The organism is Psychrobacter sp. 1Y11, assembly GCF_052259045.1.
In the GTDB taxonomy this organism is placed as follows: domain Bacteria; phylum Pseudomonadota; class Gammaproteobacteria; order Pseudomonadales; family Moraxellaceae; genus Psychrobacter.
On sequence record NZ_JBQQER010000009.1, the window covers coordinates 44,660 to 59,312 of the forward strand.

Here is a 14,653-nt window from a genome sequence, read left to right on the forward strand (position 1 = left end):
AATAATGATTTCAGTTATTTTATTTTTGTCATTTATATATTCTTTATTTAACATATATATGTGTTATAGTTTTGTTAAAGGGATTTTAATAAACAAACGTCAAATAGTGCATTATCGAGCTTGCAACTAGTAGAGGGATTTTACATGTTGAGTAATAGCACCATTCTTATAACTGGCGGTACAGGATCTTTTGGTAATACCTTCGTCAGGATGACCCTTGAAAAGTATAATCCAAAAAAAATAATTATCTTTTCACGGGACGAGATGAAGCAGTGGGAGATGGCCAAAAATTTTAAAGATGATGAGCGAGTGCGCTTTTATATTGGCGACGTCCGTGATAAGGAGCGACTATACCGCGCTTTAGATACTGTCGATTATGTCGTACACGCTGCGGCTACTAAGATTGTCCCTACCTCAGAATACCATCCCTTTGAATGTGTAAAAACCAATATTCATGGCGCCATGAACCTCATTGATGCTTGTATCGATAAAACGGTCAAAGGCGTAGTAGCGCTATCTACTGATAAAGCCAGTAGCCCGATTAACCTGTATGGCGCGACTAAGCTGGTATCAGATAAGCTGTTCGTCGCTGGCAATTGCGGTTCTGCGGAGCATGGTACCAAGTTTTCAATAGTTCGCTACGGTAATGTCATGGGCTCTCGTGGTTCAGTAATTCCATTTTTTATGTCGATTAAAGACACAGGTGTAGTGCCGATTACCGATCCTCGTATGACGCGTTTTATGATCTCGTTAGAGGATGGGGTGAGGTTAGTATGGCACGCGTTTGAGGATATGGTCGGTGGCGAGATTTACGTCAAAAAAATACCTTCGATGAAAGTGGCAGACTTAGCTCGAGTGGTCGCTCCAGAGGCTAAGCAGCAAATAATAGGTATCCGTCCAGGTGAGAAGCTGCATGAGCAGATGATTAGTAGTGAAGATGCTTGCTACACCTACGAGTACCCTGAACATTTCAAAATCTTACCCATGATTAATAATTGGGCCTCCTGTCCAAAACGTATCAAAGATGGCAAAAAAGTCTCGCAAGGTTTCGTTTACACCAGTGATAGCAATCCAGAATGGATGACTGATGATGAGCTGCAAGGATGGATGGAAATCAACCGTGAAAAAATAGGGAGTATATAAATGATTCCTTATGGTCGCCATACTATCAGTCAGCAGGATATCGATGCCGTGGTTGAGGCGCTACAGTCAGATTTTTTGACCCAAGGGCCTCAGGTTCCCGCATTTGAGCAAGCCATTACCGAAGCTTGTGATGCGCGATATGCGGTCGCGGTAAACAGCGCAACCTCTGCTTTACATCTAGCTTGCCTAGCATTAGGTTTGGGTCAAGGGGACTGGCTGTGGACAACGCCAAATACCTTTGTGGCGACGGCTAATTGCGGACTGTATTGCGGCGCTAAAGTGGACTTCGTAGATATCGACCCGCGCACCTATAACCTTTGTGCAGAGGCATTAGAAAAAAAGCTAATCGCCGCAAAAAAAGTGAGTAAGTTACCTAAAATAGTGATTCCTGTCCATTTCAGTGGTCAACCTTGCGATATGCAAGCGATAGCTAAGCTGGCAACAAAGTATGGTTTCAGCGTCATTGAAGATGCCTCACATGCGATCGGCGGTAGATATCAAGATGCGCCTATTGGTAATGGTCGCTATAGCGATATTACCATCTTTAGTTTTCATCCTGTCAAGATAGTCACTAGCGCTGAGGGCGGGGCTGCAGTGACCAATTGCGCAGGCCTAGCAGAAAAACTGCGCTTGCTACGTAGCCACGGTATTACTCGCGATGAGCCGCTAATGACGCAGGCTATGGATGGCCCTTGGTATTATGAGCAAATTGATCTGGGCTTCAACTACCGCATGACAGAGCTGCAAGCGGCTCTTGGCTTATCGCAGCTGCAGCGGCTAGCAGAGTTTGTTAACAAACGTCATCAGCTTGCAGAGCGTTATGATAAACGACTCCAAAACCTACCGATTATATTGCCATGGCAACATTCAGACAGTTATTCTGCTATGCACTTATATGTCATTCGCATACCTTTAGAAAACCATACTACTAGCCATCTTGCTGCTTTCAATGCCATGCGCGCTGCCGGCATTATGGTCAATTTGCACTATATTCCTGTACATAGGCAGCCTTATTATCAACAGAGGGGCTTTACGGCCGGTCAGTTTCCGCAAGCTGAGCGCTACTATAAAGAAGCGATGAGCCTACCTATGTATCCGGCGCTGACTGAGAAGCAGCAAGACCAGGTTTGCTCGGTACTCAAAGCCATACTGGGGGGAGAGGATGCATAGCTTAGCGCCCAGTCACAAGCTTGCCCTAGGAACCGCGCAATTCGGCCTGCCCTACGGTGTTGCTAATATGACCGGTAAAGCCTCAAGCGCTACGGTTAAAGAAATAATAGATATTGCCCGCGCCGCTGATATCACTATGCTTGATACCGCCATTAGTTATGGTGATAGTGAAGCAGTGTTAGGGCAGCAAAATCTGACGACATTCAATCTAGTCAGCAAGCTACCTGAGGTGCCGCATGATTGTCTAAATATAGAGAAGTGGGTAGGAGCGCAAGTGCGCGTTTCATTAAAGCGCTTACAGGCTAGCAAATTACATGGTTTATTACTGCACCGGCCAGCCCAGCTGCTTGAACCAGTCGGAGAAGCGCTATATCGGTCGCTCTTGAGACTTAAAGAACAAGGGTTAGTCGATCATATTGGCGTTTCTATCTATAGTCCTAATGAGCTGTTTCAGCTGCTAAAAAGCTTTGATTTTGATGTGGTGCAAGCGCCTGTAAGCCTATTTGATAGGCGAATGGAGCACACGGACATGCTTAGTCAACTCAAAAAAGCAGGCGTTGCCATTCATAGCAGATCGGCTTTTTTGCAAGGTCTGTTACTGATGCCAAGCGCTAAGATTCCAGTATATTTTACGCCATGGTTGCCACTTATTAAGGCCTATCACGACTGGTTGGCCGAACAAAACCTCTCTGCATTACAAGCCTGCCTGAGCTATCTGACTCAGCAAGTGGCTATCGATAAAGTTATAGTTGGGGTGGACAACGCTCATCAGCTGCAACAGATTATTACCGCCAGTAGTCTGCCTAAGATAGCCATTCCTGAGCGTTTATACTGCACAGATGAGGATTTACTTAACCCATCGAGGTGGCTGCTATGACTTTAAGATTAGGCGTCATAGGATCCTCTGAGGGTAACGGCCATCCTTATTCGTGGAGTGCTATTTTTAATGGTTATGACATCATGGCAATGGAAGAGTGTGGCTATCCTGTTATACCGCGCTATTTGCAGCAACAGGACTGGCCTGCGAGTCAAATTAGTAGCGCTAAAGTCACTGCAGTATGGACACAAGATATAGCGCTCTCTAAGCATATTGCCAAAGCGGCCAGAATCGAGCAAGTCATGTCTTGCTACACTGATATGATCGGACAAGTTGATGCCATTCTTTTGGCACGTGATGATGCTCACAATCATTTACGAATTGCTAAACCCTTCTTAGCGGCAGGCCTACCTATTTATATCGACAAGCCCATAGCTTTATCTATTGATGGGTTAAATCAGCTTTACGCTTTAGAGAAATACCCAGGGCAGATTTTTACCTGTTCAGCGCTTAGATATAGCGAGCAGTTAGCACTGAGCGCAGCAGACAGGCAAAACCTAGGGGATATCAAACAGATTGCCGCCTTTACCCCAAAGTCTTGGTCTAAATATGCCGTTCATATCATTGAGCCGGTACTAAATATGCTGTCCAAGGGAGACGAGCCAATCGAGATGACGGTTCCTATTACCAATAGAGGTGATAGCTCAGGTAGTCTAAAGGTTTCTTGGAGCAGTGGTATACAGACTAGCTTTTTTGCGCTGGGTGAGGTGCAAACCCCAATATTTATTAGAGTATTTGGTACTAATACTTGGCAAGACTTTACCTTTACCGACTCATTCTCAGCTTTTAAAAGCGCTTTGCAAGCTTTTATACAAGGTATCTTAGACAACAAGGTAATGTCAGATAGAGCATTCAATACCACAGTGGTGAAACTGCTTGAGAGAGGTTGCCAATGACAACGTCAATCTTAATCACGGGCGGTACCGGTAAGTTTGGTCGGCAATTTGTTAAGCATTTTGCCAATAAAGGCTGGCAGGTGTTATTTACCACTACTTCTCAAAATAATGCCGATAGTTTAATAAAAGAGCTGGCTGATGACAGTCGTCTGATTTCGCTCATAGTAGATTTCACTCAACCGCAAGCAGTACTAGAGTTGGTTCAGCGCATTAAAGATGACGGATATCGCGTCAATCACTTAGTTAATAATGCGCGTAGTCGCTCATTTTTGCAGACCGACTCATCAGGTCAGACCAGCCGCGAAGACTTTTTGGCCGAGTACTTGCTAGATGTGGTGGTGCCTTATGAGCTGTCAATGGCGCTGTTCAATATTCAGCCAAGCGAGCTTGTCACAATCACTAACATAGGTTCGCAATACGGTATCGTCGCTGCCAATCCCGCTTTATACAAAGACTATCCAAAACAGTCGCCTATTCAATACGGGGTTGCTAAAGCGGCCTTGATACATCTAACCAAGGAGCTAGCGGTACGCTATTCGGAAGCAGACATAAGGGTCAATTGTATCGCCTATGGCGGGGTCAGCGGACGTGTTGATGAGAGCTTTGAAGCCAGATATGGGAAGCTTACTCCCAGTGGCCGCATGCTATCTGAATCAGAAATTATAGGACCTTTAGATTTCTTAATTTCAGCACACTGTAAGGCGATTAATGGGCAAACTATCCAAGCTGATGGCGGGTGGACCTTATGGTAAAACCTAGAATTGCTATTATTCCGGCTCGCGGCGGCTCAAAACGAATCCCGCAGAAAAACATCACTGATTTTCATGGTCAGCCAATGATTGTGTGGACGATTAAAGCGGCGCAGGATTCAGAGTTGTTTGATCGCATTCTAGTATCTACAGATGACTCGCTGATAGCTGAGGTGTCCAGAATTGCTGGTGCTGAAGTACCTTTTTTCAGAACAGGCTGCGCCGATGATTATGCTAGCGTCAGCGAAGCCACTATTCTTGCTTTACGGCAAGCTATGGCTCATTGGCAAGAAGAGTACCAAATGGTAGTGCAATTAATGGCCAACTGTCCACTGCGCACCAGCGAAGATATAAAAAGCTTGGTTTCGGTATTTGAGACTGAGCAGCGTAGCGCGCAGATCAGCTGCTTTGAATATGGCTGGATGAATCCATGGTGGGCGGCAACTATTGATGAAATCGGTAGACCTGCACAGATTTTTTCTGAAGCATTGACGCAGCGCTCGCAAGACTTACCAAAGCTTTACTGTCCGACGGGCGCAGTATGGATATCGACAGTGCAAGCTTTGCTGACTCATAAAACCTTCTATTCACCCCATCATACCTTTGAGCCGATGTCCCAAAAAAGCGCCATAGATATAGACGATTATGATGACTTAAAGATGGCACAGGCATTAGTACTAGCCAGTGAGTACTCGCTATGACTACACGCACTATTAAAGAGCAAGGCTACAAAGTTGGGTTCCGCTGTGACGCTTCTATCCAAATAGGCTCTGGCCATGCAATGCGCTGCCTAACATTAGCGGATGAGCTCGCTCGTCAAGGAGCTCAATGCTTTTTTATCTGCCGTCAGCATGAGGGTAATTTAATCGAGGTTTTACGGCAGCAGGGTTATCCCGTGTATGCGTTGCCTTTGGAAGATAGCTTAACTATTGAGTCACAAGACCGGTCATCTCTTGCTCCTACACTCACTCATAGTCACTGGTTAGCAAGCTCGCAATACCGAGATGCTGAGCTTAGTCGCTCGATAGTAGAGGCGCTACAACCTGATTGGCTCATCGTTGATCACTACGCTTTAGATGCGAGATGGGAGAAAAAACTGCACCCTTTTTGCAAAAAGCTGATGGTTGTCGATGATCTGGCAGACCGAGAGCACGCTTGCGAGGTATTACTTGACCAAAATTTTGGCCGCAATCTACAAGACTATGCCGCCTTGATTCCCGCAGAGTGTCAGGTACTCTGCGGGTCTATGTATGCCTTACTCAGACCTGAGTTTGCTAAGTGGCGAGAATATAGCTTAGAGCGGCGACAGCATAATAAGCTTACAAGTATTTTGATTAATTTAGGCGGCGTCGATAAAGACAATATCACTAGTAAAGTCTTAAAAGCGTTGCAAATAAAAGCGCTACCTGATTATTGCACCATTACTGTAGTTATGGGTTCGACATCGCCATCGATTGCAGCGGTAAAGCAACAAGCCGCAATCATGCCGTGGCCTACGGTGGTGAAGGTAGCAGTAGATAACATGGCTGAGCTCATGGCCAATAGTGATTTGGCTATCGGCGCGGCAGGGTCGACCTCATGGGAGAGGTGCTGTCTCGGACTGCCGACGATTATGTTAGTACTAGCAGATAATCAACGAGTTATTGCTGACGCTTTAGAGGAGGTAAGCGCTGCACAGCGCTTTGATTTAGCAGTACTAGAGGCTGAGCCCTCAGCACTTGGGCATTGTATAGCGTCAGTTGTAGCTAAGATGAGCGAGATGGGTAGGGTGGCTAGTAGCATTACTGATGGATTGGGAGCATCACGTCTCGCAAGGGTTTTGTTTTAGGTATAAAGGAGAGACTATGAGAGTCAGTTTCCTATGCAGTGACTCAAGACATCCTATCAATGTCTATCTATACGCTTGGATGCAAGAGAATAACAGTCAGCATGAGATAGAGCTAGTACATCAGAAACAGGATCTGTCCGGCGGTGACTTGTTATTTTTGTTCTCCTGTACAGAGATTATCACTAGCCAAGAGCGCATGGCTTATACCAGCTGTTTAGTACTGCATGCTAGCGACTTACCAAAAGGCAGAGGGTGGAGCCCTCATATCTGGAGCATCTTAGAGGGAGAAGAGCAGCTCACTTTGAGCCTATTAGAAGCTGCTGACAAGGTCGATAGCGGCAAAATATGGCAGAAGCTAAAGTTTCAAGTTCCCAAACATGCACTATGGAACGAGATAAACGAGCAGCTATTTACAAAGGAGATTGAGCTGATTAATTTTGCTATTGATCACTTTAATAGTGTCTTAGCTAAGCCGCAAGACCCAAATATAGCGCCGACCTATTATCCAAAGCGTACTCCAGCAGATAGTGTAATTGATCCTTTTAAGAGTATAGCAAGCCAGTTCGATAAGATACGAGTCTGTGATCCTGAGCGCTTTCCGGCATACATCGACCTATATGGGCAGCGATATAAGATGACTTTGGAGAAGGCAAATGATGAGTAATATCCATATCAATGGTCGGGTGATAGGCCGTCGGCAAGCGCCTTATATCATCGCCGAGATGTCAGCCAACCATAATGGCCAGCTTGAGGTGGCTTTGCGTATTATTGAGGCGGCCAAACGCGCCGGCGCCGACGCGGTAAAAATACAAACCTATAGACCGGATACTATTACTTTAAAGTCAAACCTACCGGATTTTCAGATCACTGAGGGGCTGTGGGCCGGGCGCACTTTATATGATTTGTACGAATGGGCTCATACCCCTTGGGACTGGCATAAGCCGCTTTTTGATTATGCTCGTAAGATTGGTATAACTATCTTCAGTTCACCTTTTGATAATACTGCAGTCGATCTGCTAGAGGATCTAGGCGCTCCTGCTTATAAGATAGCCTCTTTTGAAGTCGTTGACTTAGCTCTGATCAAATATGTCGCGGGTACGGGCAAACCGATGATCATGTCTACGGGTATGGCTAATGCCGAAGAGATAGCAGAAGCGATAGAGGCGGCGCGTGTCGGCGGCTGTAAGCAGCTTGCTATTTTGCACTGCGTCAGCGGTTATCCTGCGCCTGCGGCAGATTACAACCTGCGTACCCTAGCAGACATGATTGAGCGCTTTGGGCTGGTCACAGGTCTGTCTGATCACACTTTGGATAACACCACAGCGATTACTAGCATTGCCCTTGGCGCCTCTATCATCGAAAAGCACTTCACCCTCGATCGTCATGGCGGTGGTCCTGATGATAGCTTTTCGCTGGAGCCTGCAGGTTTGAATCAATTATGCCGTGATAGCAAAACCGCTTGGCAAGCGCTTGGGCAGGTAAATTACAGCCGAAAAGCCAGTGAAAAAACCAATACCAAGTTTCGGCGCTCACTGTATTTTATAAAAGACCTAGATGAAGGCGACATCATAACTGAGGACTCTGTCCGTAGCGTACGCCCAGGTTTTGGCTTAGCGCCGAAATATCTGCATGAGATTATAGGAAGAAGGCTTAAACAAAACGTCGAGGCGAATACCGCGGTGACTAGCGATAGTATAGCGGGGCTATTCGAGTCTGAGATGTAGTCAATAATAAATATACATATCTCATATTAGTAGCCGAGATCAGCAGAATTATTAAGCTTAGCAGATGGTGACATAAGGGGCGATTAAGATGAATATTTTTATGGTAAGAACCAGACTGCAATCTCTGATTATAGAAGAGATTCTCAGTGTTGAAAAAGTAAGCTCTTATATTTTAGTCATTTGTTATTTTGATCATAAAAACGAAGATGCGCCTGAAGTTTATGCGACCTACGATAAAATTAAAAAAAATGCGGTTTTTAGTATAGATGTATTTGCTAATGATAAGTTTTTGAAGAACGTTGCTAAATATATTTTGATGCAGATGATAGCGTCTTTGACAAAAGGGAAGGTTTTTTTGGCCGGTGTTGATAGTTTTACCTTTGCCCTTGCCGCTAAATTATTTCCTTTTGCTCAGATTAATACTTTTGATGATGGCTCCTATAATGTTTTAAAAACATCAAAGTATTTTTGCGAGACGCCTTTGGCTAGACCAGGTCTTAAAGGGCTGCTTTCTAAACTATTATTTCCTAAGGGCGGCGCTAAGTACTTAAGAACTAGGAGTAAGCGCCACTACACAGTATTCGCTGATTTAGAAAACATTGTCGAAAAAGATAGAGTAATGACTCTGCAGTGGGATTGGAGCAAACTATTAGATCAAAGAGATTTAGATAAGCTGCCAGCACAGGTTAGCGCTATCCTTTTAGGCACCGCCTTTCAAGACTTTAGTGAATGCCAGCAAACGAAGTTAAGACAAAAAGCAGTAGAGCTAATGGCGAGCACTGATTTGTACATTATGCACCCGCGCGAAAAGCTTTGGTTAAACCACGCAAAAGTCATTAGGCTTAATAGTCCAGCAGAGGCGGTTTTAAACTATATGCAGTGCGTTAGCAAAGACGGATTAACTGTCTATCACTACGATACCACTGCTGCATATTCATTAAGAGGTCATAAGGATATTAATTTCATTGACTTGCTGGGTGATGATTAGCTCAATAGCTAGTGAATAATCATCCCGAATTATTAATTATCCCAAAGCCTGTATAAAATATCCGCACGTTTTTTGTGGTATAAAGTATATAAGGGTAAGTGAATTTAATAAATAACGAGAGAGATTTAAGCAATGAAAAGTTACTCGCTCAAGACCCTCGCATTTCGTACATTGACAACGACGGCTAGATTGCGCGCTAGAAAAAAAAGACTAGTGAGCAACGAGGTGGTTACGGTGCTGAATCTTCATAGAGTCTCTCCTAATAACGGCAGTACCTATAATGCGTTAGCGCCAGCGCTATTTGACGAGCTTATTAACTATTTAAAAACAGAGTTTCATATTTGCTTGTTTGCTGACTTTGAACAGATACAAACCCGTAAACCTAAGCTTATCCTCTCGTTTGATGATGGCTATAAAGACTTTATAGAGTATGCAGTGCCAGTACTAGATAAGCATAAGATACGTGTTAATCAAAATGTCATTCCTTATTGTATTGAAACGGGCTTGCCTCCTGTCAATGTGCTACTGCAAGACTTCATTGGTAAAGCGCCTACTGAGCTACTAAAGAAAATACCTTTAGAAATAGCTACCGATGGCGATAGACATGAGGTAGGCCGAAAAGCATCTTTTGCGATTAAATATCTGCCAGCGGCGCAGTTTATCCCGCAAAGAGAAATACTACTAGATTTTTTGTTGAATTATCCGGAGTTTCTATGTGCATCAGCCATGAGCAAAAAAGACATCTTAGAGATCTCAGCTGTACATGAAATCGGCGCTCACTCTTATGAGCATCTGTCGATGGAGCATCAGCATGAAGCATACTTTTTAGAGGATATAAAAAGGTGTAAGGCGTATTTTTTAGAGGAGCTATTGCTTGATTGTAATATTTACGCCTTTCCCAATGGTAGTGCGACACAGCAGCAAGTACATCAGGCAAAAGGGCAAGGGGTTGATCATATATTACTGGTAGGGGATAAATATAGTACCAGCAAGAGCGGGGTGTTCAATCGGTTTACCTTTGATGCTCATACTATGGATGAAGCGAAGTATAAATCCTTTGGTAGGAGGGCTTTAATCACATGAAAATTATAGCGCTCATAGGCGATCAGCCTAATCATAAGTATTTATGTGAACGCATAAATCGTAAATTTGCTTTAGATGCAGTAGTCATTGTGAATAAAAAAAGCACTGCAAAAAAGGCTATAAGAAGTCGTCTTCTATCTCAAGGAATGAAAAAAATACTGTCTTTGCCGCTCGCTATTGCCTGGCGAAAAATGCAGGCGAGCTTTCAACAAGATCTCAGCGCCCTGAGCTCGGTTAAACGTTTAGTGGTTGATAATGTCAATGCGCAGGCCGTTGTAGACTTAGTAGCAGCAACCAAACCTGAGTTAGTCGTCGTCTCAGGAACCAACCTACTAGGCGCTGAGCTGATAAAAAACATTGCTCTTAGTGGCAAAATAATGAATCTGCATACCGGTCTCTCTCCTTATGTCAAAGGCGGTCCTAATTGTACCAACTGGTGCTTAGCAAACAAAGAGTTTCAGCTGATAGGCAATACCATTATGTGGCTAGATGAAGGCATAGATAGCGGTAATTTGATATGTACTGAAAGAACTTTGCTACTCGGTAATGAGAGCTTACTAGAGTTACATCAAAAGGTGATGACCCACGGCCATGATCTGTTGCTGCAAGCGATTGCAAGCTTTACGCGCAATGAGGACTTACCTAATGTTAAGCAAGATGACATTGATAGCGGTCGGGTGTTTTATAGCAAACAATGGACAGCAGCGAAGGCAGCTAGCGCTTATGCCAACTACTTGCTTCATTATAGAGTCAATAAGCTAAATGATATTCAAGGTCTTGACGTTATCACTATAGGAGACCGCAAAAGTGAGTGATAAATGCAAAAGAAAAATAGCCATATTTTTGCCAAACCTCGACGGCGGTGGAGCTGAGAAGGTGTTTGTGAGTTTATCAACTGCGTTTATTCAGCGGGGCTTTGCAGTCGATGTGATCCTTATTCAAAAGCAAGGTGAACTATTGGATACTTTGGATGAAAGGGTTCGTGTCATTGATATCAATAGTAAAAAAATAAGAGGGTCGTTTACGCCTCTTTTGTCATACTTAAGAAACAATGATCCTGAGATACTTATTGCGGTTATGTGGCCTTTAACCGTGATAGCCACTATTGCATTTCGACTGTCAAGATGTAGGGGGCGCGTGGTAGTCAGCGACCACACTACTTTGTCGCTTTCAACTGCTGAATATAGTAAGCATAGAAAGAAGATATTAGCGCAAACTATTAAGTGGGTCTACCCTTTAGCTGACGTACGCTTGGCAGTTTCTAATGGGGTGGCAGCAGATATCAAGCAGTTGGCAGGGCTTGCTAACACTAAGTTTAATGTGATTCATAATCCGATTGATATGCCTATAGAAGACAAGGCAGCAGAAAACACTATTAAACAACGTTGTAGAGTTATTAATGTCGGCTCACTTAAATGGCAAAAAAATCAAGCTTTACTGATTAAAGCCTTTGCTAAGCTTTTAGAGAACATCGATGCTGAGCTAGTCATAGTCGGCGATGGAGAGCTAAGAAGTCAGTTAGAGGAGTTGATTGCAGGGCTAGGTTTACAAGACTATGTGACTTTGGTTGGTTTTAAAAAAGATGTCGCTGCTGAGTATATACGAGCAGATCTATTTGTTTTATCGTCTAATTGTGAAGGATTTGGCAATGTCATAGTAGAAGCTATGACTGCCGGTGTTCCTGTGGTTTCTACCGATTGTCAGTCTGGTCCGAGAGAAATTCTTGCAGACGGAAAATACGGAACGTTAGTACCTGTTGACGACGTTGACGCGTTAGCAAAAGCCATGCTTGAATCCTTACAGCAATCTCATGATGGACAAGTACTAAAGAACCGAGCCGCTGACTTCTCGCTAGAAAAAATAGCCAATCAATATTTAGACGTCATGTTTCCTGAGGGGATAAACAACTATGTCTAAAATAAAAGTGCTTTATCTCTCTTATACGGGCTTACTTGAGCCTTTAGGTCGCTCGCAGATATTGGCTTATCTGTCACGTCTCGCTGATGAATATCAATTCACTATCATCAGCTTTGAAAAGGCTTCGGATCTAGCAAAGACTGATGAGCTGCAAGCGCTAAAAACAGAGTGTGAGCACTATGGCATTCACTGGCAGCCTAAAACCTATCATCACAAGCCTAGGTTATTAGCGACGCTATGGGATTTATCGGCTCTGCTTTATTACACTTGGCAGTTTTCGCGCTCTAATCGCGCGCACTATATCCATTGCCGTAGTTATATACCAGCGATAGCAGCTTGGGTGGTGGGTAAACAAACCCAAGTGCCTTTTATTTTTGATATGCGCGCTTTGTGGCTTGAGGAGATGATAGAGGCCGGCCGGCTAGTTCGTCATAGCGTGGTCCATAAAGTACTGGCATGGTTGGAGACCAAGCTCCTCAAAGATGCCGCGCATGTGGTCAGCCTTACCGAAGCGGCGGTTGATTATTTGCAACAACAACAGCCGCAATTAAGGACTCAGAAGTTCTCTGTCATTACCACTTGTGTTGATCTGGAGAGATTTAAGTTATCTACCATAGCGATGGAGAATAAAAAACTGGGCACTATGGGCACGGTCATCAGTGGCTGGTATCACTTAGACTGGCTGTTTTCATCGCTAAAAACGCAATTGCAAAAAGATAAGAGTGCAACTTTTAAGATTGTGACCCGAGATTCAGCGCAAACGCTACGGACAATGGCGAAAAAGTATGAGATCGAGCCCTCAAAATTAGAAGTTTTCAGCTCAAGCCCGAATGATATTGCAAAAAATATTGCCGATATCAAAGCGGGGTTACTATATTTTACCGCAGGCATTAGTAAGTTAGGGTCAGCGCCAACCCGCCTAGGAGAGTTTTTGGCTTGCGGTATTCCGGTCATTGGTAATCGGGGCGTAGGAGATATGGCAAGCCTTATCGAGAGGTATCAAGTCGGTGTCGTTATAGAGGACGGCAGTCAACGCGCTATTGATGAAGCGTTAGAGAAGTTGGACATCCTTTACCAAGATAACCAGTTAAGTCAACGCTGCAGAGATGCTGCCGATGATTATTTCTCTGCGGATAAAGGCGCTGAGCGCTATCGTCAAATCTATAGGGGGATAACCTCTCATGAAAAAAGATAAAGTACTCAAAGTGGCTTTATTCTCTAGGCATACGCGTATGGGCGCTAGTAGTCGCTTACGTTCTATGCAGTATTTACCCTTTTTAGAAGATAAAAAAATAACGGTTGATGTCTTTCCACTTTATGACAGTGACTATTTACATCAGTTGTATGCTGGCAAGGGTCGCTCTACCGCCAAAGTATTGCAGTGCTACTTAGCTAGGCTGTATAAGCTATTTACACTCAAAAGATATGATGTTATTTGGATAGAAAAAGAGCTTTTTCCTTATCTACCAGCTTGGGCAGAGGCTCTCATCGCTAAGTTAGGAAAGCCCTATGTCGTCGATTATGATGATGCTGTTTTTCATAATTATGACCTCTCGAACCATAAGATGGTCAGGCTTTTATTATCGAATAAAATTAGTAAGGTTATGCATAATGCCGCTACAGTTATCGCGGGGAACGCTTATCTTGCAGAGCGTGCCGCCAGCTCAGCAAGCAAGAAGGTGGTCATTATCCCAACGGTGCTCGATAACCGCCGCTATCAAGCTATAGAGACTGATAACGAAGTCCCTATTATCGGTTGGATTGGCTCGCCAACCACTGAAAAATACGTTTTAGAGTTAAAAGAGATGTTTTTAGAGCTACAAAAGAAAGTCAACTTTAAGATACATCTGGTCGGCTCTACTCAGCAAATGCAAGATAAGCTTGATGGGCTAGAGGTTGAGATACTCTCTTGGAGTGAGAGCACAGAGGCAAGCTATATTGAGCAATTTGATATTGGGATTATGCCATTGATAGACGGTCCGTGGGAGAGAGGGAAGTGTGGTTATAAACTCCTTCAATATATGGCCTGCGCCAAGCCAGTAGTGGCTAGCCCTGTTGGGGTCAATGTAGATATCATCACTAGCTGTGAGTGTGGTTATCTAGCCAATAGCTTAGAGCAGTGGGATAGGGCATTGTATAAATTATTACACTCTAAAGAAAGGCGACAATTACTCGGCGATGCCGGCAAGAAATCAGTGAGAGACTTTTACTCTTTACAGGTGCAGGCGCCATTATTAGCAGATGTTTTTAAACTCGTATCTCATAGATGATATAGAGC

Annotated in this window: 15 protein-coding genes; all 15 read left to right on the forward strand. The window is 44.0% G+C overall.

Annotated features, from left to right (window positions below; genetic code table 11):
- The first annotated feature begins 144 nt into the window (after nt 1-144).
- Entirely contained in the window at nt 145-1,143 is a 999-nt protein-coding gene (pseB, locus tag ACTXGJ_RS09250; RefSeq protein ID WP_443565732.1) for a UDP-N-acetylglucosamine 4,6-dehydratase (inverting), read from the forward strand.
- Entirely contained in the window at nt 1,144-2,313 is a 1,170-nt protein-coding gene (gene pseC, locus ACTXGJ_RS09255; protein ID WP_443565733.1) for a UDP-4-amino-4,6-dideoxy-N-acetyl-beta-L-altrosamine transaminase, read from the forward strand.
- The gene (locus ACTXGJ_RS09260) at nt 2,306-3,190 is read left to right on the forward strand and encodes an aldo/keto reductase (protein ID WP_443565735.1); all 885 of its coding nucleotides are present in this window, start codon (nt 2,306-2,308) and stop codon (nt 3,188-3,190) included. The genes pseC and ACTXGJ_RS09260 overlap by 8 nt, the downstream gene beginning before the upstream one ends.
- The gene (locus tag ACTXGJ_RS09265; RefSeq protein ID WP_443565736.1) at nt 3,187-4,086 is read left to right on the forward strand and encodes a Gfo/Idh/MocA family oxidoreductase; all 900 of its coding nucleotides are present in this window, start codon (nt 3,187-3,189) and stop codon (nt 4,084-4,086) included. Before ACTXGJ_RS09260 ends, ACTXGJ_RS09265 begins: the two co-directional genes overlap by 4 nt.
- Complete coding sequence (locus tag ACTXGJ_RS09270; protein WP_439243613.1) at nt 4,083-4,838, forward strand: SDR family oxidoreductase; 756 nt, start codon at nt 4,083-4,085, stop codon at nt 4,836-4,838. The genes ACTXGJ_RS09265 and ACTXGJ_RS09270 overlap by 4 nt, the downstream gene beginning before the upstream one ends.
- The gene (locus tag ACTXGJ_RS09275) at nt 4,832-5,536 is read left to right on the forward strand and encodes an acylneuraminate cytidylyltransferase family protein (protein WP_439243611.1); all 705 of its coding nucleotides are present in this window, start codon (nt 4,832-4,834) and stop codon (nt 5,534-5,536) included. Before ACTXGJ_RS09270 ends, ACTXGJ_RS09275 begins: the two co-directional genes overlap by 7 nt.
- Nucleotides 5,533-6,663, forward strand: a complete 1,131-nt coding sequence (gene pseG, locus ACTXGJ_RS09280) for a UDP-2,4-diacetamido-2,4,6-trideoxy-beta-L-altropyranose hydrolase (RefSeq protein WP_443565737.1) — start codon at nt 5,533-5,535, stop codon at nt 6,661-6,663. The genes ACTXGJ_RS09275 and pseG overlap by 4 nt, the downstream gene beginning before the upstream one ends.
- A gap of 16 nt (nt 6,664-6,679) precedes the next feature.
- Complete coding sequence (locus ACTXGJ_RS09285) at nt 6,680-7,327, forward strand: formyltransferase family protein (protein WP_439243606.1); 648 nt, start codon at nt 6,680-6,682, stop codon at nt 7,325-7,327.
- Nucleotides 7,317-8,387 carry a pseudaminic acid synthase gene (gene pseI, locus ACTXGJ_RS09290; RefSeq protein WP_443565738.1) on the forward strand — a complete coding sequence of 357 codons (1,071 nt, stop codon included), beginning with the start codon at nt 7,317-7,319 and terminating at the stop codon, nt 8,385-8,387. The genes ACTXGJ_RS09285 and pseI overlap by 11 nt, the downstream gene beginning before the upstream one ends.
- Nucleotides 8,388-8,475: 88 nt before the next feature.
- On the forward strand, nt 8,476-9,375 hold the full coding sequence (locus ACTXGJ_RS09295; RefSeq protein WP_443565739.1) for a glycosyltransferase family 52: 900 nt from the start codon (nt 8,476-8,478) through the stop codon (nt 9,373-9,375).
- 234 nt (nt 9,376-9,609) lie between these two features.
- A complete protein-coding gene (locus ACTXGJ_RS09300; protein ID WP_439243596.1) occupies nt 9,610-10,458 on the forward strand; it encodes a polysaccharide deacetylase family protein in 849 nt (282 codons plus the stop codon).
- Nucleotides 10,459-10,604: 146 nt separating this feature from the next.
- Nucleotides 10,605-11,273 (forward strand): formyltransferase family protein, encoded by a 669-nt coding sequence (locus ACTXGJ_RS09305; RefSeq protein WP_443565740.1) that lies wholly within the window; start codon nt 10,605-10,607, stop codon nt 11,271-11,273.
- On the forward strand, nt 11,266-12,375 hold the full coding sequence (locus ACTXGJ_RS09310; protein WP_443565741.1) for a glycosyltransferase: 1,110 nt from the start codon (nt 11,266-11,268) through the stop codon (nt 12,373-12,375). The genes ACTXGJ_RS09305 and ACTXGJ_RS09310 overlap by 8 nt, the downstream gene beginning before the upstream one ends.
- The gene (locus ACTXGJ_RS09315; protein WP_443565742.1) at nt 12,368-13,570 is read left to right on the forward strand and encodes a glycosyltransferase; all 1,203 of its coding nucleotides are present in this window, start codon (nt 12,368-12,370) and stop codon (nt 13,568-13,570) included. Before ACTXGJ_RS09310 ends, ACTXGJ_RS09315 begins: the two co-directional genes overlap by 8 nt.
- Complete coding sequence (locus ACTXGJ_RS09320) at nt 13,557-14,645, forward strand: glycosyltransferase family 4 protein (protein WP_443565743.1); 1,089 nt, start codon at nt 13,557-13,559, stop codon at nt 14,643-14,645. Before ACTXGJ_RS09315 ends, ACTXGJ_RS09320 begins: the two co-directional genes overlap by 14 nt.
- Nucleotides 14,646-14,653: the final 8 nt, after the last annotated feature.